A 22,025-nucleotide genomic window follows, 5' to 3' on the forward strand; every position below is an offset into this window, starting at 1 on the left:
GCCGCCATAGTCCTCGCAGATGGCGGGTGATTGGAAATAACGATCATTGGCATGATGCCGCTCCGTCATACCGGGAAAGCCGGTATGCAAAAAAACACCGTGTAAAAACAAGGTACGAGTAGCCATGTCCAGTATCATGACGAACACTGCCGCGTTGACGGCGCTGCAGAGCCTTAACGCCACCCAGAACAACCTCGCAACCACCCAGGCCCGCATCTCGACGGGCTATCGCGTTTCCCAGGCTTCGGACAACGCTGCTTACTGGTCGATCGCGACCACCATGCGCTCCGACAATCAGGCCATGTCCACCGTTTCGGACTCGCTCGGCCTCGGCGCCTCGAAGGTCGACACCGCCTACACCGGCATGAGCAGCGCGATCACAACCATCAACACGATCCAGCAGAAGCTGACCGCGTCCTATGGTCAGACCGACGCCTCCAAGGAAAAGACACAGGTCGAAATCAAGGCCCTGCAGGATCAGTTGAAGGCCTACGCCGATGGCGCCACCTTCTCCGGCACCAACATGCTTTCGGTGTCCACCGCTTCGGGCACGGCGGCCGACGTGAAGGTCGTTTCGGCCTTCAACCGCAGCGCCACAGGCGCGGTTTCGATCTCGACGATCGACGTCAACGTGGAAAGCATCAAGCTCTATGACGCCGGCGCAGCGCCGACAGCCAAGGGCATCCTCGACACAGCCCGTCTTGGCACCACTGGCGCTGCAACCACCACAGCACAGGCCCCGACCATTGGCGGCGCTATCGTTGCCGGCGATACCTATTCGGTCGCCAGCCTGGCCATCTTCTCGGGCACTACGGCCGCCAGCGACGCTCAAATCTCGCAGATGATGACGGTTGTCGACGCCGCGCTCAAGGACATGACGACCGCCGCCACCAAGCTCGGCGCCGCCAAGAGCTCGATCGACCTGCAGAAGACCTTCACCTCGAGCCTGATGGACTCCATCGATCGCGGCGTCGGCCAGCTCGTCGATGCCGACATGAACAAGGAATCGACCCGCCTCCAGGCCCTGCAGGTCCAGCAGCAGCTCGGCGTCCAGGCGCTGTCGATCGCCAACGGCTCGTCGCAGTCGATCCTGTCGCTCTTCCGCGGCTGATCCCTTTCGACCGAATCAAACTAGGCAAACGGGCCGCGCCAAAAGCGCGGCCCGTTTTGCGTTTGCTCCAGCTCCGCGCAACCCCCGTTTCTTAACCCTCGAAGGCCGGCTTTTAACAGGCCGTTAACCATAACGCGCTAGTCATGGTTAACCAATGACTTACAACGGATTGCCGAATCGGCCCGATCGGGTGACGGTAATCCACGAGCGGGTCGAGCGGCTCGCGAGGGCAACGCCGGTTTGAGAAAGACCGGTCTGGAAAAGGAGCGAGTTTCTTGGCGAGCATCATGACGAACGCCGCGGCGTTGACCGCACTTCAGAGCCTCAACGCAACCAACAAGTCGCTCGAGCAAACGCAGGCCCGAATCTCGACGGGCTACAGGGTCTCCGAGGCTTCCGACAACGCCGCCTATTGGTCGATCGCCACGACGATGCGCTCCGACAACCAGGCGCTGTCGACAGTCCAGGATGCGCTTGGCCTCGGCGCCTCGAAGGTCGACACTGCCTATACCGGCATGAACAATGCGCTGGATACGATCGGCAAGATCAAGACCAAGTTGCTTTCGACCATTGGCCAGACGGGTGCCGCCAAGGCAAAGACGCAGACTGAAATCACCGCGCTCCAGGCGCAGATGAAGTCCTTTGCCGATGCCGCCACCTTTTCGGGCTCGAATTATCTGTCGGTGACATCTACGCAGGTCGCCGCCCCCAATGATGGCGTCCAGGCAGACGCCAAGATCGTGTCGTCCTTCAATCGCTCATCGTCGGGCGCCATCTCGCTCGGGACGATCGACATTGATGTCGAGAGCACCAAGCTGTTCGATTCCGGTCTCTCCACCGCCGTCAAGAACCAGGGCACACTTGACCGCCAGACCTCGGTCTATTCCACGGCGGCGGCCCAGGACCTGTATGATACCGCTTATGCGGCCGCAATCGCCGGCGGCGGCACGGACATTGCCGCCAACACCGCCGGCCAGACCGCGGCCGGGGCGGTGGTTCCCAGGATCGACAATGTTTCCGCCTACAATCTCGATATCACCGCGGCCGGCGTGACCGACGACATCATCAACCAGATGGTCGGCAAGATCGACAAGGTCATGAGCCAGTTGACCGACTCCGCCACCATCCTCGGCGCGGCCAAGAGCTCCATCGACCTGCAGAAGACCTTCACGCAGAGCCTGATGGACTCAATCGATCGCGGCGTCGGCCAGCTGGTCGATGCCGACATGAACAAGGAATCGACCCGCCTCCAGGCGCTGCAGGTTCAGCAGCAGCTCGGCATCCAGTCGCTGTCGATCGCCAACAGCTCCTCGCAGTCGATCCTGTCGCTGTTCAAGAACGGCTAACCTCGGCGTAGCTGACGCATACTCCGAAAATCACGGGCCGCGCCGCAAGCGCGGCCCGATTTCATTTTCGCACAAGCTTCGGGGGCTAGTGTTCCGGCGGACAGTCATGCTGGGAGTCGCTCAATCGTGCCGGAACAGATCCAGAGCATCATCTCGAATCTCCGCGGCTTTGGCGTCAGGCGCCTGGCCATGCTGGCGGGCATCGCCGTCCTGGTGATGGGCGTCATCGGCATCGCCTCGGTCTACCTCAACCGCCCGGCCTACGACACGCTCTATGTCGGGCTCGATCGCTCCGACGTGAACCAGATCGGCCTGGTGCTGGGCGAGGCCGGCATCGGCTTCGACGTCGGCGCCGACGGAACCTCCGTGCTGGTTCCGGCCGGCACCACGGCGCAGGCGCGCATGCTGCTTGCCGAAAAGGGCCTGCCGACCAGCGCCAATGCCGGCTACGAACTGTTCGACAATGTCGGCGCGATGGGCCTCACCTCCTTCATGCAGCAGATCACCCGGGTGCGCGCGCTCGAAGGCGAGATCGCCCGCACCATCCAGTCAATATCGGGTATCAAGGCGGCGCGGGTCCACATCGTCATGTCCGAGCGCGCCAATTTTCGTCGCGACGAACAGCAGCCCTCGGCCTCGGTCGTCATCCGCTACGCCGGCATCGACGCGGAGAAGAGCGCCATGTCGATCCGCCATCTCGTCGCCGCCGCCGTCCCTGGCCTGTCGGCCGACAAGGTGACGGTGCTCGATTCCAACGGCAATCTGCTGGCCGCGGGCGATGACCCATCCAACACCAGTGCCGCTCGCACGCTCGGCGTCGAGCAGACCGTGGAAGCGCAGATCGGCGACAACATCCGCCGCGCGCTTACGCCCTATCTCGGTCCCGACAATTTCCGCGCCAGCGTCAAAGCCGATGTCAACACCGACACCCGCCAGACCGAAGAGACGATCTTCGATCCGGAGTCCCGCGTCGAGCGCTCGGTGCAGTCGGTGCGCGCCAACGAGAACAGCAACCAGAAACAGGCCTCGACCCCGGCCAGCGTCGAGCAGAACCTGCCGGAGACCCAAGCGACCAGCACCGAGGGTCCGCAGACCTCCTCGGCCAACGACCGCAAGGAGGAGATCACCAACTACGAGATCAACTCCAAGAAGATCGCCACCGTCTCCAATGGCTACAGCGTCACCAAGATGTCGATCGCCGTCGTCGTCAACCAGGATCGGCTGAAGACGATCCTGGGCAAGGATGCGACACCGGACCAGATCGCCAAGCGCGTCGCCGAAATCCAGAAGATGGTCAGCTCCGCCACCGGCTTCGACGACAAGCGCGGCGACGTCATCGACGTCTCGGCCGTCGAGTTCATCGACGGGCTGGACGGCGAGGCGGTGCCACAGGCGGGAATGCTCGATTCCATCGGCCAGCATGCCGGCACGCTAATCAATGCCGGCGCCTTCATCGTGGTGGTGTTCCTGGTCGCCTTCTTCGGCTTGCGGCCGATGGCGGCCGCGCTGACGGCAAAGGCGACGCCCGCTATAGCAGGCCCCAATTTCGATGAAGTCCAGCGCTCCCTGCCCACCCCGGAGGCGGCCGCTTCCGCCGATGCGGGTGCCGCCATTGGCGCTCTGCCCGGCACGCGTGCCGGCGCCACCCCGCTCGACGATCTGCGCCAGAAGATCAGGCCGGCTCCGCAGGAGCGGCTTGCTCGCATGGTCGACATCAACGAGGAACGCACCGCGCAGATCCTGCGCAAATGGGCGGCCCAGGAAGTCGCGGCGTAGACCATGCCCTCCGCAGCCCTCTTTGATCTTCTCCCGGATTTCGGCACGCGCGCGCAACGCGCCAGTCAGCCGCAGGCCACCGCCGAGCACAAGCCCGAGGCGGCAGCATCGACGGCCGATATCGGCACGCTGATCGCCGAAGCCGTTTCCCAGGCGGAGGCGGCGCTCGGCGAACGGCTTGCCGCGGCCCATGAAACGGCGCTGCAAGCGGAACGCCAGGCAAATGCCGACGAAGCGAAGGCCTTTCTCGACAGCTTCGGCGGCGATGTCGGCAAGGCGGTCTCGTCGCGCATCGACGCCATGGAGGCGCGCGTGACGGATCTTGTCGCCGCCACTGTCGCCCGCATCATCGGCGGCGTTGTCAGCGACGATCTGCGGGAGCGCTCGCTCGAAGCGCTCGCCGGCGCGATCCGCGAAGCCGTTGGCGATGGCGAAGCGGTGCGCATTGCCGTTCGCGGGCCGCTCTCGCTGTTCGAAACGTTGAAGGCGTCGCTTGGCTCCCGCGCCGCAAATCTCGACTTCATCGAGGCGCCCGGCTTCGACCTGATGGTCACCATCGACGAGGCCGTGTTCGAAACGCGCATGGCCGAATGGTCGGTAACCCTGTCCGAGGTCCTGTCATGAGCGTCGCCGAAGCCGATCATGGCAGGCACGAGATCATCATCGTGCGGCGCGGCCATGACGACCACGACGAAGGTCATCATGGGGGCGTCTGGAAGATCGCCTTCGCCGACTTCATGACCGCGATGATGTGCTTCTTTCTGGTCATGTGGCTGATCAATGCCGCCAACGAACAGACCAAGACGGCCGTCGCCAGCTATTTCAATCCCGTCAAGCTGGTCGACCGCGAGTCTAGCCGCAAGGGCCTTAAGGATCTCGGCAATGGACCGCGCGCGGCCGGGCCGACGGCCGACGACCCGCAGGAAGCGACCACCAAGGCTGGACAGGACGGCACCGGCGCCGCGGGCTCGTCCAATCGCAAACAGGACAAGCAGGAGCCACAGCAGTCGCAACAGTCCGACGAGCATCTTTTCGCCGACCCCTATGCGGTGCTTTCGGAGATCGCCACGGATACCGGCGTCATGCAGAATGTCAGCCAGAAGGGCGATGGCGGCGCGCAGAATTCCGGCCCCGCGACGGGCGCCTCGGGCGGCGCGTCCTACCGCGATCCTTTCGAGCCGGACTTCTGGTCGCAGCAGGTCGCCGCGCCCGGCGCCGAGGCGAGTGCCCAGCGCCCCAGGGTCGAGGGCGATCCGCTCAAGCCCGGCGACAAGGCTGCCGAGACACAGATCGCCAAGGTCAAGGCCGTGCCGCCGGCGCCGCCGGTCAAGGATGCACCACTGGAGCCCCTGGCCGGGGATGGCAAGGACACCGCGGCGAAAATGGTCACGACTGGCGATGCCAAGATCGGTGATGCCAAGGCGGGCAGCGCTAAAGCTACGGACAACAAGGCGGACGTGGCTAAGGCGGACACGGCCGCAGCGAAGCAGGAGGCCGCAAAATCCGAGGCGGACAAGGCTCCGACCGCCGCCGCGCTGAAGGCCGCCGCGGACGTTAAGCAGCTGCTGGCCGACGCCTTCAAGCCCGGCGACAAGCTGCATGACGGCGTCTCGGTGGAAGCCACCGACAAGGGTGTCGTCATCTCCATCACCGATCAGCTCGACTTCGGCATGTTCGAGGTCGGCTCTGCGGTGCCGAGCCGCGAACTGGTGCTGGCGATGGAAAAGATCGGCCGCATCGTCAACAGCCAGAAAGGCACCATCAGCATCAACGGTCACACCGATGCGCGTCCCTTCCGCGGTGCCAGCTACGACAATTGGCGGCTGTCGACGGCGCGCGCGCACTCGGCCTACTACATGCTCGTGCGTGGCGGCGTCGATGAACGCCGCATCACCGAGGTTGCCGGCTTCGCTGATCGCCAGCCCAAGGATGCCGCTGATCCAATGTCGGCGGCCAACCGCCGCATCGAAATCCTGATGGCGACCGGCGGATGAAACGGGCGGCGCTCACCAGCCGCATGATGGCGCTGCTGCTGCTGCTAGCCACGGCTAGTCCGTCCGTGGGCCTCGCCCAGGATGCGCTGCAGCCTCATCAGCTGGTCCGCTCGTTGCAGCTCGTTCAGGACCGCATCGCCGCCGGCGATCACGCCGCGATGCCGATGCAGGCCAAGCTGCTCGAAATGACCGATGCGCGGTTACGCGCGGCGGACGCCGAGGATTTCAAGGATGCCAAGAATTTTCGCGCGCTGCTGGTCTACGGCATGAGCGGCGGCAATCCGGTGACCGTCGAGGCGGCCGTATCGCGTGCCGCCTCCGATCCGCAGAACCTTGCCATAGCCAAAGGGGTAATCGACTATCTGAACGGCCGGCCAGGCGAAGCGATCGAAGCTCTGAGGCCGATCGACCCGATGACCCTGTCAGGCGATCTCGGCGCATTCCTCGCTTTGGTCAAAGGGTCACTGCTTGCCACGGATCAGCCGGCGGCCGCACTCACGCTGCTCGATGAGGCCAAGCTGCTCAGCCCCGGCACTCTGGTCGAGGAAGCGGCTTTGCGGCGATCGGTCGGCATTGCCGTGACGCAGGGCGACGCGGCGCGGTTCGCGCTTGCCTCCACCCAATATGTCGAGCGCTACCTCTATTCGCCTTACGCCAGCCAGTTCGCCGACTCCTTCGTCTCCGGCGTCATCGCACTGCATATGTCGATCAGCCAGGACAAGCTGGCCGACATCACCTCGATGATGGACCCCGAGCGCGAGAAGGTGATCTATCTGCGTATCGCGCGCCGCGCCGCGATTGACGGCATGAGTGACTTGTCGGCCTTCGCCTCGGCGCGGGCCGAACAGGGTCGCGACGGCAACACCAACCAGGGCGATCCGCGCGCCCTGCTTTATTCCAGCCTGTCCACGGTGACCTCCGACACCATCGAGGACGTGCGCACCAAACTTGGCAAGATCGACCGCGGCAAATTATCGGACGGCGACCGGGCCTTGCTCGATGCGGCCCAGGCCATCGCCGGCGAAGTGGTGGCGCCGCCTGCTTCCCTTCCGGTCGCCAATCCGGCGCCCGCGTCGGTCGTACCATCGCCAGAACCCGAAATTGCGGCCGCATCGACCACGGATGCCGCCGGATTGCCACCCGTCGAGGATGCCGTGTCCGAGAAGCCGGCCATGGCGCCCCAGGCGGCGGCGCCCGCTGCGCCGAACGTATCCGCGCCGGCAACCGACGCGGCAACCGTCCTGCCGGCATCGGCCCCGGCGGTCGCGGCCAGCGCCGACACGACAGACCCGACCGACGCCGCCATGACGAAAACCCGTCGACAGCTAGACCTGATCGACCAGATGCTTGGAGCCGCCCCGAAATGACCCCCAGCCTCGGCCCGGCCCTGCCAGGATTTACCACCGCGCGTACGGCCGAGCAGCCGGCCGCGTCCGGAAAGAAGGACGACACCGGCTTCGGAGAGATGGTACACTGCGGCGCAAGCCCTGCCCATTCGGAGAAGCAGCCACCGGCCGAGCCAGGCTCCCGCGATCCGCGGTGGAGCAAGCTTGCCGCGGAGCTTGCGGCAAAGGCAGGCGAGGACGAGCCCAGGCCGGCCAGCAAGGCAAGGACCACGCCGAGCGGATCGTCTGCCGCGAAATCCATGAAGGACGGCAAGGACGCCGGGACGGACAAGGATGCCTATGCCGACGCGCCGGCTGCCGAACCGGGCGCGACGCCGCTCGACGAGCATCTAGCGCTGCTGATGGCGTTTCATGACCTGCGCCATTTCTCGACATCGGCCAAAACGGCCGACCAGAGCGCGGCCGGAACGGGACAGGACGCCACGGTCGTTGGACAGCTTCCGCCGAAGGCTTATCGGCAGAAATCCGCCGCCGGGCGTGACGGTCTCGAGCTCATGGCCAAGCCCGAGCGGGTATCACTGGTCGACGTACCGCTGACGAAACTCGACGGCCGGCTCATTCGCGATGCCGCCGGCACGCCGAAACATGACAGTACGATCGCGGCCGGCCCCTTGCCCGAGGTGCCTGCGGAAGTGCCGGGCATGGAGACGAAACAGGCGGCGCCGCAGCTGAAATCGATCGCCGATCTCCAGTCCTCGTTGCGGTCCGAGCCGGGAAAACAGCAGTCGGCGGCGGCACGCATCGACGTTGTTTCCGAACGCAGCTTCCCCGCGCCGCCGCAGGCACCGATAAGCCAGGCAGCCCTCAACGTGATCGGCGCCATTTCAGCCGATGGCGGTCCGAACCAGGCGCTTTCCACCGCTTCCGCGACAGCTCAGCTGACGGGCTCTGTTGCCGTTCCGACACATGTGTTGAAGATCGAACTTCACCCGGCCGAACTGGGCATGGTCACTGCCCACCTTCGGCTCTCCGGAGAACAACTGTCGATTGAGTTGAAGCCCGAAACACACGATGCCTATCGCCGGCTTTCCAGTGACGGCGAGGCGATCCTTAAGTCGCTGCGCGGGCTGGGCTTCGAGGTCGACAAGGTCACCATCCTGCAACCTTCGGTCGCAATTCCCTCCACAACCCGCACGGATGCAACCGCCTCGGTGAGCGCTGCACCCGGCCGCGATCCGTCATCCTTCCAGCCCGGAAATTCCAGCGGCGGCAACAGTGGAGCCGGCGGCCAGCAGCCAGGTCAGCAATCCGCAAGGGGTAATCATGATGAAGCGCAAGCACACGGCCGCGCCGCTTCGCCTTCTCGCGAGCGCGCTGGCGGCGATGTTTTTATCTAGCCTAGCGAGCAGCGCAGGCGCCGCCACCAATCCTTGCGAACCCGAGATCCTGCGTGCCGCCGACCGCTATGGCGTGCCTGCTGGCATCCTCTATGCGGTCGGGTTGACGGAAACCGGAAACAAAGGCAGCCTTCAACCCAACGCATTGAATATAGAAGGAAAAGCAGTCTTCCCGAGAAGCCGGGACGAAGCTCTTGCAGCCTTCGCGGACGCCCAGCGCGAGGGCAAGACGCTGATCGATCTCGGCTGCATGCAAATCAACCATCACTATCATGCCTCGCATTTCCGAAGCGTCAAGGACATGCTCGACCCGCGCCAGAACGTCGACTACGCGGCACGCTTCCTGGCCAGCCTCCATGCCCGCCATGAGACCTGGTCCATGGCCGTCGCCCGCTATCATGCCGGACCCGACAACGACCCGGCGCAGAAGGTCTATGTCTGCAGGGTGATCGCCAACATGGTGGCCACCGGCTTTGGCAAATGGACGACGAACGCTCGCGCCTTCTGCAACCCGTAAGCGCATTCTCCACTTCTAATACATCAGTCCCGCGGCTGCGGAGCGGTCGATTCGACTTGGCCGGGACTTGGACCGCAAGCATATCTGGCTGCACGCTAATGCAACCGACACGTTCCAGACTCCCAAGAAACTAGTTACAAGAAATGACGGTTGTTCAGGATTCCCGCCAGCGGATACGCCTTTCTCCACGGGGCAAATGTGCTGATTCGGAGGCGGGGCCGATGATCGTTATCGTTGACGAGCGAGAGCTCGTGACAGAGGGCTACAATTCACTTTTCGACCGCGAGGGGATCGCCTGCGCCGGTTTCGCGCCGGGCGAGTTCGGCGAGTGGGTCAACTCGGCCGCCGACACCGATCTGCGATCGGTGCGGGCCTTCCTGATCGGCGACTGTCGCGACGGCGCGATCTCGCCGCGCCAGATCCGCGACCGCACCGGAGCTCCGGTCATTGCGCTCAGTGAGCAGCATTCGCTTGAAAACACGCTCCGGTTGTTCGAGAGCGGCGTCGACGACGTCATCCGCAAGCCGGTGCACATCCGCGAAATCCTGGCCCGCATCACCGCCATTCGCCGCCGCGCCAGCGAGGACGTCGCCTATACCGAGATCGGCGCCATGCGCATCTTCATGGACGGCCGCGATCCAGAGATCGACGGTCAGCCGCTGCCCTTGCCGCGCCGCGAGCGCCGTATCCTGGAATATCTAGCGAGCAACCGTGGCCGCCGCGTCACCAAGACCCAGGTGTTCAACGCCATTTACGGCATCTTCGACGAGGAGGTCGAAGAGAACGTGGTGGAAAGCCACATCAGCAAGTTGCGTAAGAAACTGCGCGAGAAGCTGGGCACCGACCCGATCGATTCCAAGCGCTTCCTCGGCTACCGGCTCGTGTTCTGATGCGGCTCCGCGCCAGCCTCGCGCAAGACAGGACGCGTAGCCTCGAAGCCAGTGGCATGGATATTGCGGAGACATCTCGATGAGCCTCTACGGAATGATGCGGACCGGCGTTTCGGGCATGAACGCCCAGGCGAACCGCCTGTCGACGACAGCCGACAACATCGCCAACTCAGATACCACCGGCTACAAGCGGTCCTCGGCCGAATTTTCGACATTGATCATGCCGTCGACCGGTGGCGCCTATAATTCCGGCGGCGTTACCACCACTATCCGCCAGGCGGTCAGCGATCCGGGCGTGCTTCAATACACGACCTCGGTCTCCGACCTTGCCGTCAGCGGCGATGGTTTCTTCGTCGTCCAGGATCCAAGCGGCACGCCTTTCCTGACCCGCGCCGGCGCCTTCGTTCCCGACGCACAGGGCCGGCTTGTCAATGCCGCCGGTTTCCAGCTGATGGCCTACAGCTACGCCAATGGGGCGCCGGCGGCCACGGTGAACGGCTTCGAAGGTCTCGAGCCGGTTGTCATCGCCGACCAGGGACTGACCGCGACTCCGAGCACCCAAGGCAATTTCAGCGGCAATCTGCCGGCAGGCGCGACACCCGTCGCTGCCGGCAACCTGCCCAGCACGAACTCGGCGGGAGCGCAGTATACTTCGAAATCGTCGATGGTCGCCTATGACAATCTCGGCAACAAGAAGTTGCTCGACGTCTATTTCACCAACACCGGGGCCGGCACCTGGGAGGTGGCGGTCTTCGACCAGTCGAAGGCGACAGCCGGAACTGGCTTTCCCTACGCTGCCGGCGGCGCCTTGGGCACGGCCAACCTAACCTTCGATACCACCACCGGCAAGCTCACCGGCACCCCGACCGGCATTTCATTCACCGTCCCGGGCGGCGCCAGCCTTGCCCTCGACTTGTCGAAGCTGACCCAGCTCGGCACCGGCTTCACCGTCACCGACGCCCAGGTGAACGGCAACGCGCCGAGCACCATCGACAAGGTGCAGATCAGCAAGGACGGCACCATCTACGCCCAGTACAAGGACGGCACCTCCAAGCCGCTCTACAAAATTCCGCTGGCCGACGTGCAGAGCCCCGACCAGCTCAAGGCGCTGCCCGGCAATGTCTACGCGCAAGGTACCGACTCCGGTGCGGTCCGTGTCGGCTTTGCCAACGAAGGCAAGGCCGGTTCGATCATCTCGGGCGCGCTCGAGAATTCCAACGTCGATATCGCGGAGGAATTGACCGACATGATCGCGGCCCAGCGCAGCTACACCGCCAATTCCAAAGTCTTCCAGACCGGTTCCGACCTGATGGACGTCCTTGTCAACCTGAAGAGATAAACCGGGCTTCGCCCGTGAAAGACCAGCATGTCGCTTTCCTCCGCACTGAGCATCGCCCAATCGGCGCTTCTGGCCACCTCGCGGCAGACAAGCGTCGTCACGCGCAACGTGGCGGACGCCGACAATCCGAACTATTCGCGCCGCATCGCGCTGGTCACCAGCACGACGCCCGGCGCGCGTTCGGTTGATGTCCAGCGTGCGGCGAACGATCTGCTGTTTCGCCAGAACCTCGGCGCTCTGTCCGCCTACGCCGGCCAGAGCGCGCTTTACAACGGCATGGATCAGCTCGACGTATCGGTGAATGGCGTCGACAATGCCTCCTCGCCTTCGACAGCGATCGGCAATCTGCAGCAGGCGCTGCAGCTATACGCCACCTCGCCGTCCAACCAGAATCTTGGCTCGAGCGTGATCGACGCGGCCAAACAGGTCGTGCGGTCCCTGAATGAAGGCTCCAAGGCCATTCAGGACTTTCGTACCCAAACCGACGGCCAGATCGATACCGCCGTCAAGGATCTCAATTCGCTGCTCAACCAGTTCCAGGATGCCAACATCGCGGTCATGTCCGGAACCCGTTCCGGCACCGACGTTTCCGATGCGCTCGACCAACGCGACGCATTGTTGAAGAAGATCGCCAATTACATTCCGGTGTCGACCTTCACGCGTGGCGACAACGACATGGTCATCACCACGGGTGACGGCACGACATTGTTCGAGACGATCCCACGCACCGTCAGCTTCGCTCCGTCTTCGGGCTATGCCGCGGGTGCGGCCGGCAACACGGTCTATATCGACAACGTACCGGTCTCGGCGGGCAGCGGCGGCAACACCACAGCCAGCGGCACGATTGCCGGCCTGCTGCAATTGCGCGACGGCGTCGCCTCGACCATGCAGAGCCAGCTCGACGAAACCGCGCGTGGCCTGATCACCGCCTTTGCCGAAACGGCGCCGTCGATGCCCAACGCGGCGGGCCTGTTCACCTGGTCGGGCGCACCGGCGGTGCCAGCCGCGGGCACGCTCGTCGACGGCCTTGCTGGAACGATCAAGATCAATGCCGCGATGGATCCCAGCACCGGCGGCAACCCGACATTGCTGCGCGATGGGGGCGCCAACGGCGCCGCCTACGTCGCTAACACCACCGGAGGGGCTTCATACTCCAACCTCCTGGTCGCCTATGGCGACCAGCTCGACAAACCGATGACGTTCGATCCCTCGGCCGGGATTTCGGCAACCTCCAGCGTTGCCGACTATACCGCCAATTCGATCGGCTGGTTGCAGGGCGTTCGTCAGCAGGCTTCGGCCGCCGCCGACGCCAAGGAAGCCCTGGCTCAGCGCAGTGCCGATGCCTTGTCCAACGCAACCGGAGTCAATGTCGATCAGGAAATGTCGTTGATGCTCGATCTCGAGCACACCTATCAGGCATCCGCCCGGATGATGAAGACCATCGACGACATGATGACGGCGCTGTTGAGCGCGGTGGGATAAGCCATGACCTTTGTCTCCTCTGCTGCCCTTACGAATGCCATGCGCTATCAGCAGATGCGCATGCAGGCCGATCTCGTCAAAGCCACGAAAGAGTCCTCGACCGGCAAGGTCGCCGATGTCGGTCTGGCACTTGGTGGGCGTACCGCCCAATCCGTTACCTTTTCGCGCGACCTCGACCGGCTCAACGTCATTGTCGATTCCAACGGACTGGTGGCCGCCCGGCTCTCATCCACCCAGACCTCGCTCGGCCAGCTCTCCAACGTCGCGCAGACTTTCCTGTCCAGCCTGACCACCGCGTCGTCGGGCGACAACTCCGACAGCCTGACCCAATCGACCGGCCAGACAACGATCCAGCAGCTTACGTCGATCCTCAACACCAGCGTCAACGGCGAATATCTGTTCGCTGGCACCAACACCGACGTCAAGCCGATCAACGATTTCACGGCCGCCGGCTCTCCCGCCAAGGCTGCCTTCGACGCCTCCTTCCTCGCCAAATTCGGCTTCACGCCCAATGACCCGGCCGCAGCCAACATCACCGCGGCCCAGATGGACGATTTCATCACCAACGATGTCACGCCGCAGTTCGTCGGTTCGGGCTGGCAGACCAACATGTCGAATGCCACCGACCCGCAGATCGTTAGCCGCATCGCGCTCAACGAAACCACCGAGACCTCGACCGGCGCCAACAGCGACGGCATCAGGAAGCTCGCCATGGCGGCGGCCTTGGTCTCCAGCCTGATGGCCACCGGCATCAGCCAGGCGGCAAAAGACATCATCATCGACCACTCGCAGAAATTGGTCGGCGAGGCGCTGAGCGGCATCGCGCAGGTCCAATCCCAGACCGGCATCGTGCAGAAGCGCGTCTCCGATGCGAGCGACCGCATGAAGACGCAGATCGACCTGTTCGAACGGCACATTCTGGATCTCGAGGCAGTCGATCCGGCGGAAGCGGCGACCCGCGTCGCCAATCTGACGCAGCATATCGAGACCTCTTTCGCCCTGACGGCGCGCCTGCAGCAGCTCAGCCTGTTGAATTACCTGACCTGACACCTCTAGCGGAACGGTAGAGCCACCGATGTACCAATTCTCCTACGCCGACGTTCAGAGCACCTCCGTCACGGACGCCAAGGACCGCGAGCGGGACCTCCTGACCCGCTCGATCGACATGCTGTCGGCCGCCGCCGCGGCCGGCCAGCATTCGATGGAGGCAGTGGAGGCGCTGCATTTCACCAATCGCGTCTGGACCACCTTCGTCGAGGATCTCGGCTCCAGCGAAAATGCGCTCCCCAAGGAGTTGCGCGCCAACCTGATCTCCATCGGCCTGTGGCTGCTGCGCGAGGCCGAGGACATCCGCCAGGGCCGCACCGACAATTTCGAGGGGCTGATCGAAGTATCCCAGATCATCCGCGACGGCATTCAATGACCAACACGTTGAAGTTATCGCTGAAGCCCAATGAGAAGATCTACATCAACGGCGCGGTCATCCGCGTCGACCGCAAGGTCACCATCGAGCTGATGAACGACGTGCAGTTCCTGCTCGAGAGCCATGTGATCCAAGCAGACGACGCGTCGACGCCATTGCGGCAGCTCTATTTCATCGTGCAGGTCATGCTGATAAACCCGACTGGTGCCGACGAAGCGCGCGAGATGTTCCGACGCTCGCTGCCACTGCTCATTGCAAGTTTCGAAGACGCCGAGATCGGCAGCGCGCTGAAACAGGTCGACCGCATGGTCGGCGAGGATAACATTTACGAGGCCTTGAAGGCGATCCGTTCGCTTTATCCTCTGGAACGCCGTGCGCTTGGCGGCAATGACGATGTTTCGGGCGCCGCGCGCCCGCTGGCCGTGGGAGCACTATACTGATGACCGTGGACATGACGACGACGGTGCCGGTTGGCGCCAACCAGACCACCACGTCGACCTCGAAGACGGCGGTCGACTATCAGTCCTTCCTGAAGCTTCTGATCGCGGAGATGAAGAACCAGGATCCGACCAAGCCCATGGATTCGACGGCGTATGTCGCCCAGCTCGCCACCTTCTCCCAGGTCGAGCAATCGGTGCAGGCCAACACCAAGCTCGACCAGATCATGCAGTCCTCGGCGCTGTCGCAGGCCGACGCTCTCATAGGCCGCAACATCACCTCGGCCGATGGCAAGACAACGGGCACCGTGGCGTCGGTGACGCTTGGCAGCAACGGACTGATCGCAGTGCTGCAGGATGGCACCACGGTCCCCGTCGGCGCGGGCGTGTCGATCAAGCCGGCGAGCTAGGCCAACCGCCGACATGAACGAGGCCGACGCACTCGACATCGTCCAGTATGCGGTGTGGACGGTGCTGACCGCATCCGCTCCGGTGGTGCTGGTCGCCATGGCGGTCGGCATTGGCATCGCTTTGATCCAGGCGTTGACACAGATCCAGGAAATCACCTTGACCTTCGTGCCCAAGATCGTCGCCATCATGCTGGTGGTGGCGCTTACGGGTCCCTTCATCGGTGGCCAGATATCGGCCTTCACCAATGTCATCTTCGAGCGAATCCAGAACGGTTTCTGAGCGATTTCCAGCAAGGGTGCTCGACCCTTCCGTCTATATTGCGCCGGATGGCGCACGGCTTGCGGGCGGCCGCGTTGCAGCTAGAGTGCCGTTCCATGATCCGGCGATTTGTCGGCCTGACATAGCGGTATTGTCTCGATGAGGTCTCGCGCACCCTTGAACCAGCCCGGCACTCCATGTGCGGCATAGCCGGCGTCTGGCGCAAACGCGATCCGATCGGCGGCGGCGACATTGCCGACGTCGCCCGCATGATGCAGGCGCTGGTCCATCGCGGGCCAGACGACCACGCCAGTTGGAACGACCGCCGGCTGGCGCTCGGTCACCGCCGGCTCTCGATCATCGATCTGTCGGCGCAGGCACGCGAGCCGATGCTCACCGCCTGTGGCCAGGGCGTGCTGGTCTACAATGGCGAGGTCTACAACTATCGCTCGCTGCGGGACACGCTGCGGGCTGAAGGCAGGCGGTTCCGGACAGCCTCTGATACCGAGGTGGTTCTCGAAGCGCTGCACCATTGGGGGCCGGACCAAGCCATCCCGATGTTCGACGGCATGTTCGCCATCGCCTATTTCGACGCCCGTGCCGACGCCCTGTGGCTCGCGCGCGACCGTCTCGGCATCAAGCCGATGTCGGTTGCCGAAATGGGTGAGCGGATCCTGTTCGCCTCCGAGGATAAGGCGATCCTGGCCTGCGATGGCGTCGCCCGAACCATCGATGCGCGCGAAATCACGTTGCGCCTCGCTTGGCAAAGCCGTGATTCCTGTTCCAGCCTGTTTCAGGGCATAGAGCGGCTGCCGCCGGCAGCTCTATGGAAGATCAGCGATGCGGGCGTCGAGAAGCGCTGTTTCTGGCATGTCCTCGACGTGCTCGATGCCGCCCGTATCGTTGGCGATACCGCCACCGACGCGGAGCACATGGCAACGCTGGAAGCGTTGATCGAAGATAGTGTCGGGCTCCATTGCATCGCTGACACCAGCCTCGCCGCTGCCTGCAGCGGCGGCGTCGATTCCGGCCTCGTCACCACGCTGGCCAAACGGTTCAGGCCGGAGATGACGGCCTATGTCGTCGACCCCCGCCTTGGCCACAGCGAGGCGGATGACGCGCAGCGTACCGCCAGCCACGCCCATGTACCGCTGAACAGGGTGCCGGTCGATAAGGACCGGTTCCTCGACCTGTGGCCGAAGACCATCTGGCATCTGGAAAGCGACGGCTGGCATGCAAGCCATGTCTGCCTGCTCGCGCTGGCCGAGCAATGCCGGGCCGATGGCTTCAAGGTGCTGCTGACCGGCGAAGGCGCCGACGAACTCTTTGGCGGCTACGACTGGCAGGAAGCCAGCCTGAAATTGTGGCGGCCATGGTCCTGGCCGGGTCGGCTGTTTCGGTCCAGGAACAAGCTCGCCCGCAGATTCGAGCGCCAGCGCCATGCCCCCTTCCGGACCGCGATCGGCTTTGCCCATGGCTGGGACCGCAACGCCGTGCTCAGGGCGCTTTCGCCGGAATTGAATTTCCTTCAGGCAAGGATCTTCGACCGGCTGGAGCCGGTGACGCCGCTTGGCGACCGCGCCTTCCTGGGATGCTGCCTTCACGACATGTATTCGCATCTGCAGGATCTGCTGAACCGGCATGACCGTCTCAGCATGGCGGCCTCGGTGGAACTCAGGGTGCCATTCCTCGAGAACCGGCTGATCGACTTCGCGATCCATCTGCCTCGGCGCCACAAATACCGCCAGCAGCAGGGAAAGTGGCTTTTGAAGAGGGTGGCGGAAAAACACATTCCGGTTCAGAATGTAAAGGCCAGGAAGAACGGTTTTCAGGTATCCGCGAACTTTACCACCGGCACCGAAACCCTGTTGAATGGTGGCTTTCTGCGCGATGCGATGAAGTGGCCGGCATCTTCGGTCGCGGATCTGGTCGACCTGGCCAGGCGCGACCAGCCGTCGAGGCTTCGGCTGGTGGGAATGGAGCTTTTCCTTCGTCTCCATGCCGGCGGCCAGTCCGCCGGCCAACTGAGCGAAGCGTTGCATGCGGCCGTGGCCGAGGCGCGTTGAAACGGCAGGCTGGATGCCAAAGGCGCGCCGTGGCCCTTCGCTCTCCCCTTGTTGGACCATGAGCTTCTCAGCAACGCATTCGCCCTTTGCGCCGCGATGCCATAGTTTCGGCAAATCATGCGGGGAAACGGATCCCCGCAAGGATCAGCGCGCCGTGGCAGGAACCCATCCATGACTGACGAGAAGCCCGATAGCGAAAGCGTCTCGGCGCTGGCGCCGTTCCGGCATGGCATCTTCCGGGCCGTATGGGGCGCGAGCCTCGTCTCCAATTTCGGCGGCTTGATCCAGGGCGTCGGCGCCGCCTGGATGATGACCACCATCGCCACCTCGCCCTACCAGGTCGCGCTGGTCCAGGCCTCGACCACCTTGCCCATCATGCTGTTCGCGCTTGTCGCCGGCGCCATCGCCGACAGCTTCGACCGCCGCAAGGTGATGCTGGTCGCGCAGACCTTCATGCTGGTCGTTTCGGTGCTTTTGACCGCGTTCACCTATCTGGACCTGATCACGCCGTGGACGCTGCTGGCCTTTACCTTCCTGATCGATAGCGGCACTGCGCTCAACAGTCCGTCATGGCAGGCCTCCGTCGGCGACATCGTTCCGCGCAACAAGGTGCCTGCCGCCGTGGCGCTGAATTCCATGGGCTTCAACCTGACACGTAGCGTCGGCCCGGCAATCGGTGGCATCATCGTCGCGGCCGCCGGCGCGGCCGCGGCCTTCGCGGCGAACGCGGTGAGCTATGTCGGACTTATCGTCGTGCTGGCACGCTGGAAGCCGGATCTACCGGCCTCGACCTTGCCGCGCGAGTCGTTGGGGGCGGCCATGGGCGCCGGCCTGCGCTACGTCGCCATGTCGCCCAATATCGGCAAGGTGCTGGTCAGGGGCGCCGCTTTTGGGTTCAGCGCCGGCGCGGTGCTAGCGCTGCTGCCGCTGGTGGCGCGCGACGTCGTCAAGGGCGATGCGCTGACCTACGGCATCATGCTGGGCGCCTTCGGCATCGGCGCCGTCGGCGGGGCGCTGATCAGCGTGCGGCTGCGCCAACTGCTCTCCAGCGAGACGATGGTGCGCTGTGCCTTCGCCGGCTTTGCGGCCTGCGCATTCAACGCCGCCGTCAGCCAGCATGCCTGGCAGACCTCGCTCGGCCTGCTGGTCGGCGGTGCCTGCTGGGTGATCGCGCTCTCGCATTTCAATGTCACCGTGCAGATGGCGACACCGCGCTGGGTGGTCGGCAGGGTTCTGTCGGTCTACCAGACCGCAACCTTCGGCGGCATAGCACTGGGCAGCTGGATCTGGGGTGTCGTCGCCGACGCGCATGGCGCCGAGACGGCGCTGATCGCCGCGGCCATCGCCATGCTGGCTGGCGGCGCCATCGGCCTCGTGCTGCCGCTGCCGCAACAGCAGGTGCTCAACCTCGACCCGCTCAATCGCTTCAAGGAGCCGCACCTGGCACTCGACCTGAAGCCGCGCAGCGGTCCGATCGCCATTATGATCGAATACATCATCAGGCATGAGGACGAGGCGGAATTCCTCGCCACAATGGCCGAGCGCGGCCGCATCCGCCGCCGCGACGGCGCCCGCAACTGGACACTGGCTCGCGATCTCGAAAATCCGTCGATCTGGATCGAGCACTACCACACGCCGACCTGGCTCGAATATGTCAGGCATAACGGTCGCATCACCCATGCCGACGCCATGGTCGGGGAACGCTTGCGGGCGCTGCACTCGGGCGACGAGCCGCCGCTCGTGCGCCGCGTCATCGAGCGTCCGACGACCGCCGGCACCGCGTTGGTGATGGCCAAGGGGCCGATTGAGCACTGACGAATTCGAAGGTTCGCGGCGCCTACCCCTCGCCCGACAGGTCCCGGCGCGCCTTCTCGAGCTCTTCCGCATAGCGCCGCATCAAATGGCCCTCGGTCAAAAGCCCGAGCACGATGTGGTCGGCGAAGTCCTCGACCACGGCCAGTTCCTCCGCGCCGGCGCGCTGGAAGGTCTCGGCGGCGGCCTGCACGTTCATGCTGGGCACCAGGACGGCATCCTTGTACTGGGCAAGGTCGCGCACCAGCGCCTCGCCCCCGGAAGGATCGCTGTGCAGTTCGGCCACGATCAGCACGCCGACATATTCATCCCCTGGGTCGACCGCGATCACGCGCTGGGCCGAACCCAACGGGAATTCCTTGCGGAAGGCGGCCAGCGTCGTCGATGCATCGATGGTCCTGATGTCCTCGCGCATCATCGAGCCGACGGTCAGGCTGCGCATCCAGCCGACATCGTGGGCGCTGCGGATCGTCTCGCCGCGCAGGTGGAACCGCCAGGTCGAGAACGAATAGCCGAAGGTCTCGCGCACCAGGATCGCCGCCATGATCGAGGCGGCAAGCACCACGCCGGTGAGCGTCAGGTCGCGGGTCGATTCCAGCGCCAGGAAAGTCATGGTCAGCGGCCCGCCGACGACACCGACGGCAAGCGACGTCATGCCGACGACGGCGGCGACGGAGGGGTCGATACCGGTCGCCGGCGACACGAGCGCCATGACACCGGCGAACGCCTTGCCGAGCAGCGCGCCAAGGAACAGCGAGGCGAAGAACAGTCCGCCGCGAAAGCCCGAACCCAGTGAGATCGCCGACGCCGCCAGCTTAAGCGCGAAGACGCTCGCCACCACCGCCAGCCCGTAATTCATGGCGAATTCGCGATGCAGCGCGCCGTGGCCGCTGGACAGGACCTGCGGCGTGACCAGGCCGAGGAGGCCGACCAGGACACCGCCGACGACGGGACGGAGCGAGGCATCGACCGACAGCCTGTTGAACCCGCGCTCGATCAACGTCACCAGTTGCATGATGGCGATCGAGGCAGCACCGCCAAGCAGGCCGAGCAACAGGAAGGGCACATATTGGCTGGCAGTGAGTTGCGGCAACCCTGAAAGCTCGAGCGGAAAGGGCACGCCGCCGAACACTTCCGCCGTCAGCGACGCCGAAATCGCGGCCGTCATGACGGGCGCGACATTGGCGACGGAGTAGATGCCGATGACCAGCTCGAAGCCGTAGAAGGCGCCCGTCAGCGGCGCATCGAAGGCGGCCGAGATGGCGCCGGCCGCACCGCAGCCGACGAGGATGCGCACATCGTTGCGGCGCAACCGGAAGGCGCGCGCCAGTCGTGAGGCGACGCCTGAACCGACCTGTGTGTAGCCCGCCTCCAGGCCGACCGAAGCGCCGAAGCCGCTGGAAATCATCGTCTGGACGACGATGATGAAGGTGTCGGTCAGCGACATGCGCCCGCCATAGAGGGCGTTGGCCTCGATCGGATCGACCGGCGTGCGGAATTTCCGGAGCCTCAGCCAGATCACCGATATTCCGAGCAGGATGCCGCCGATCGCCGGGGTCAGCGCCTGTATCGGATTGGCAAGCGAGAACATGCCCGACAGCCGGCCGCCGGGCTGAACGCCGAACAGCAGCCCGTGCAGGTCCTGTACGATCTGGCTCATCGCGGTGACCAGAATGCCAGCCATGACGCCGACAACGCCCGCCAGCATGACGACGGCGATGCCGCGCGCCTCCAGCAGAGGGACTGACCTCAAAAGCACCGCGCGCAGCCGGCGGGCGTAGACTTGGGGTTGGTTTCTGGAAAGCACCGGGACGGCTCGCCGATATCAAGGCAAAGGAAGACCCGCCTGATACGCCGGGCGGCACGTCGTGACAACCACAATGCCCACATCAGTGCGCCATTATGGCCGCGAAACCGCCAGATCCGGCCTTCCCGCCTTGGGCCGACGGGGCTGCCCGCCAGTTGCGAACTCACCATGCCCTTTCATCACAATGCGTACACCGAGCTGGAGCCGGCGAGGACCTAGCCGCCGGCCGCTCAGGTCGGCATGGCTTCGCCGGTCTCGTAGAGCACGAGATTGCGCTCGCCGATGCCAAGCCCCGGCCAGCTCGCGCGCCAGTCGGCAAGATGCGGAGAGCGGAAATGCGCATCCAGTGCCGGTCTGGCACGCCACACCTCGGTGATCCTGATCAAGCCGGGATCAAGCACATCCTGCGCATAGGAATATTCAAGGCAGCCGTCCTCGGAGCGGCTGGCGCGAACCATGCGCTCCATCACCGGCCTTGCCTCGTCAAGCCTGTCGGGCGGCAGGCGGATCGTACCGATGATCAGCAGCATGAAGTGTCCTTCGCGAGAGAGTCGATCCCGTCACTCTCCCACCCTCGCGCAAGCTTGGCCAGCTACCCTCGCCGGGCTGTCGC

The 22,025-nt window shown here is 64.3% G+C and carries 20 protein-coding genes; 18 read left to right on the forward strand and 2 right to left on the reverse strand.

Annotated features, from left to right (window positions below; translation table 11 throughout):
- Positions 1 to 124: 124 nt before the first annotated feature.
- The 18 genes from AC3CB8_RS28150 (at position 125) to AC3CB8_RS28235 (ending at position 19,608) form a co-directional block, all read left to right on the forward strand.
- Positions 125 to 1,111, forward strand: coding sequence for a flagellin N-terminal helical domain-containing protein (locus tag AC3CB8_RS28150; RefSeq protein WP_023770452.1), 987 nt, complete (start codon positions 125 to 127; stop codon positions 1,109 to 1,111).
- Between the two features lie 275 nt (positions 1,112 to 1,386).
- Positions 1,387 to 2,457 (forward strand): flagellin N-terminal helical domain-containing protein, encoded by a 1,071-nt coding sequence (locus tag AC3CB8_RS28155; protein ID WP_352563737.1) that lies wholly within the window; start codon positions 1,387 to 1,389, stop codon positions 2,455 to 2,457.
- Positions 2,458 to 2,583: 126 nt separating this feature from the next.
- On the forward strand, positions 2,584 to 4,233 hold the full coding sequence (fliF, locus tag AC3CB8_RS28160) for a flagellar basal-body MS-ring/collar protein FliF (RefSeq protein ID WP_023781317.1): 1,650 nt from the start codon (positions 2,584 to 2,586) through the stop codon (positions 4,231 to 4,233).
- Between the two features lie 3 nt (positions 4,234 to 4,236).
- Positions 4,237 to 4,857, forward strand: a complete 621-nt coding sequence (locus AC3CB8_RS28165; RefSeq protein ID WP_352563736.1) for a hypothetical protein — start codon at positions 4,237 to 4,239, stop codon at positions 4,855 to 4,857.
- Positions 4,854 to 6,227 (forward strand): MotB family protein, encoded by a 1,374-nt coding sequence (locus AC3CB8_RS28170; protein WP_352563735.1) that lies wholly within the window; start codon positions 4,854 to 4,856, stop codon positions 6,225 to 6,227. The genes AC3CB8_RS28165 and AC3CB8_RS28170 overlap by 4 nt, the downstream gene beginning before the upstream one ends.
- Entirely contained in the window at positions 6,224 to 7,594 is a 1,371-nt protein-coding gene (locus tag AC3CB8_RS28175) for a chemotaxis protein MotC (RefSeq protein ID WP_352726364.1), read from the forward strand. The genes AC3CB8_RS28170 and AC3CB8_RS28175 overlap by 4 nt, the downstream gene beginning before the upstream one ends.
- Complete coding sequence (fliK, locus tag AC3CB8_RS28180; protein WP_352563733.1) at positions 7,591 to 8,970, forward strand: flagellar hook-length control protein FliK; 1,380 nt, start codon at positions 7,591 to 7,593, stop codon at positions 8,968 to 8,970. Before AC3CB8_RS28175 ends, fliK begins: the two co-directional genes overlap by 4 nt.
- Positions 8,900 to 9,487, forward strand: a complete 588-nt coding sequence (locus AC3CB8_RS28185) for a transglycosylase SLT domain-containing protein (protein ID WP_023770459.1) — start codon at positions 8,900 to 8,902, stop codon at positions 9,485 to 9,487. Before fliK ends, AC3CB8_RS28185 begins: the two co-directional genes overlap by 71 nt.
- A gap of 221 nt (positions 9,488 to 9,708) precedes the next feature.
- A complete protein-coding gene (locus AC3CB8_RS28190; RefSeq protein ID WP_015315897.1) occupies positions 9,709 to 10,377 on the forward strand; it encodes a response regulator transcription factor in 669 nt (222 codons plus the stop codon).
- Positions 10,378 to 10,456: 79 nt separating this feature from the next.
- Entirely contained in the window at positions 10,457 to 11,716 is a 1,260-nt protein-coding gene (locus AC3CB8_RS28195; RefSeq protein WP_023781311.1) for a flagellar hook protein FlgE, read from the forward strand.
- Positions 11,717 to 11,743: 27 nt separating this feature from the next.
- A complete protein-coding gene (gene flgK, locus AC3CB8_RS28200; protein WP_023793933.1) occupies positions 11,744 to 13,198 on the forward strand; it encodes a flagellar hook-associated protein FlgK in 1,455 nt (484 codons plus the stop codon).
- Between the two features lie 3 nt (positions 13,199 to 13,201).
- Positions 13,202 to 14,245: a flagellar hook-associated family protein gene (locus AC3CB8_RS28205; protein WP_023793931.1), complete on the forward strand. Its 1,044-nt coding sequence runs from the start codon at positions 13,202 to 13,204 to the stop codon at positions 14,243 to 14,245.
- Between the two features lie 28 nt (positions 14,246 to 14,273).
- The gene (flaF, locus tag AC3CB8_RS28210; protein ID WP_023770463.1) at positions 14,274 to 14,621 is read left to right on the forward strand and encodes a flagellar biosynthesis regulator FlaF; all 348 of its coding nucleotides are present in this window, start codon (positions 14,274 to 14,276) and stop codon (positions 14,619 to 14,621) included.
- Complete coding sequence (gene flbT / locus AC3CB8_RS28215) at positions 14,618 to 15,061, forward strand: flagellar biosynthesis repressor FlbT (RefSeq protein WP_352563732.1); 444 nt, start codon at positions 14,618 to 14,620, stop codon at positions 15,059 to 15,061. Before flaF ends, flbT begins: the two co-directional genes overlap by 4 nt.
- Positions 15,061 to 15,468 (forward strand): flagellar hook assembly protein FlgD, encoded by a 408-nt coding sequence (gene flgD / locus AC3CB8_RS28220; RefSeq protein ID WP_023770465.1) that lies wholly within the window; start codon positions 15,061 to 15,063, stop codon positions 15,466 to 15,468. Before flbT ends, flgD begins: the two co-directional genes overlap by 1 nt.
- A gap of 13 nt (positions 15,469 to 15,481) precedes the next feature.
- On the forward strand, positions 15,482 to 15,748 hold the full coding sequence (fliQ, locus tag AC3CB8_RS28225; RefSeq protein WP_023770466.1) for a flagellar biosynthesis protein FliQ: 267 nt from the start codon (positions 15,482 to 15,484) through the stop codon (positions 15,746 to 15,748).
- 176 nt (positions 15,749 to 15,924) lie between these two features.
- Complete coding sequence (gene asnB / locus AC3CB8_RS28230; protein WP_352563731.1) at positions 15,925 to 17,793, forward strand: asparagine synthase (glutamine-hydrolyzing); 1,869 nt, start codon at positions 15,925 to 15,927, stop codon at positions 17,791 to 17,793.
- A gap of 171 nt (positions 17,794 to 17,964) precedes the next feature.
- Positions 17,965 to 19,608, forward strand: a complete 1,644-nt coding sequence (locus AC3CB8_RS28235; RefSeq protein WP_352563730.1) for an MFS transporter — start codon at positions 17,965 to 17,967, stop codon at positions 19,606 to 19,608.
- 22 nt (positions 19,609 to 19,630) lie between these two features.
- Here AC3CB8_RS28235 and AC3CB8_RS28240 read toward each other — a convergent pair whose 3' ends face one another.
- On the reverse strand, positions 19,631 to 21,412 hold the full coding sequence (locus AC3CB8_RS28240) for a chloride channel protein (protein ID WP_352563729.1): 1,782 nt from the start codon (positions 21,410 to 21,412) through the stop codon (positions 19,631 to 19,633).
- 230 nt (positions 21,413 to 21,642) lie between these two features.
- On the reverse strand, positions 21,643 to 21,942 hold the full coding sequence (locus AC3CB8_RS28245) for a putative quinol monooxygenase (RefSeq protein ID WP_352563728.1): 300 nt from the start codon (positions 21,940 to 21,942) through the stop codon (positions 21,643 to 21,645).
- Positions 21,943 to 22,025: the final 83 nt, after the last annotated feature.

The organism is Mesorhizobium sp. P160927 (genome assembly GCF_057766385.1).

What these genes read in the sequence shown, in the direction of transcription:
- AC3CB8_RS28150 (WP_023770452.1), top strand. Translation starts at nt 125, where the DNA reads ATGTCCAGTATCATGACGAACACTGCCGCGTTGACGGCGCTGCAGAGC.
- AC3CB8_RS28165 (WP_352563736.1), top strand. Translation starts at nt 4,237, where the DNA reads ATGCCCTCCGCAGCCCTCTTTGATCTTCTCCCGGATTTCGGCACGCGC.
- AC3CB8_RS28170 (WP_352563735.1), top strand. Translation starts at nt 4,854, where the DNA reads ATGAGCGTCGCCGAAGCCGATCATGGCAGGCACGAGATCATCATCGTG.
- AC3CB8_RS28175 (WP_352726364.1), top strand. Translation starts at nt 6,224, where the DNA reads ATGAAACGGGCGGCGCTCACCAGCCGCATGATGGCGCTGCTGCTGCTG.
- fliK (WP_352563733.1), top strand. Translation starts at nt 7,591, where the DNA reads ATGACCCCCAGCCTCGGCCCGGCCCTGCCAGGATTTACCACCGCGCGT.
- AC3CB8_RS28185 (WP_023770459.1), top strand. Translation starts at nt 8,900, where the DNA reads ATGAAGCGCAAGCACACGGCCGCGCCGCTTCGCCTTCTCGCGAGCGCG.
- AC3CB8_RS28190 (WP_015315897.1), top strand. Translation starts at nt 9,709, where the DNA reads ATGATCGTTATCGTTGACGAGCGAGAGCTCGTGACAGAGGGCTACAAT.
- AC3CB8_RS28195 (WP_023781311.1), top strand. Translation starts at nt 10,457, where the DNA reads ATGAGCCTCTACGGAATGATGCGGACCGGCGTTTCGGGCATGAACGCC.
- flgK (WP_023793933.1), top strand. Translation starts at nt 11,744, where the DNA reads ATGTCGCTTTCCTCCGCACTGAGCATCGCCCAATCGGCGCTTCTGGCC.
- AC3CB8_RS28205 (WP_023793931.1), top strand. Translation starts at nt 13,202, where the DNA reads ATGACCTTTGTCTCCTCTGCTGCCCTTACGAATGCCATGCGCTATCAG.
- flaF (WP_023770463.1), top strand. Translation starts at nt 14,274, where the DNA reads ATGTACCAATTCTCCTACGCCGACGTTCAGAGCACCTCCGTCACGGAC.
- flbT (WP_352563732.1), top strand. Translation starts at nt 14,618, where the DNA reads ATGACCAACACGTTGAAGTTATCGCTGAAGCCCAATGAGAAGATCTAC.
- flgD (WP_023770465.1), top strand. Translation starts at nt 15,061, where the DNA reads ATGACCGTGGACATGACGACGACGGTGCCGGTTGGCGCCAACCAGACC.
- fliQ (WP_023770466.1), top strand. Translation starts at nt 15,482, where the DNA reads ATGAACGAGGCCGACGCACTCGACATCGTCCAGTATGCGGTGTGGACG.
- asnB (WP_352563731.1), top strand. Translation starts at nt 15,925, where the DNA reads ATGTGCGGCATAGCCGGCGTCTGGCGCAAACGCGATCCGATCGGCGGC.
- AC3CB8_RS28235 (WP_352563730.1), top strand. Translation starts at nt 17,965, where the DNA reads ATGACTGACGAGAAGCCCGATAGCGAAAGCGTCTCGGCGCTGGCGCCG.
- AC3CB8_RS28245 (WP_352563728.1), bottom strand. Translation starts at nt 21,942, where the DNA reads ATGCTGCTGATCATCGGTACGATCCGCCTGCCGCCCGACAGGCTTGAC.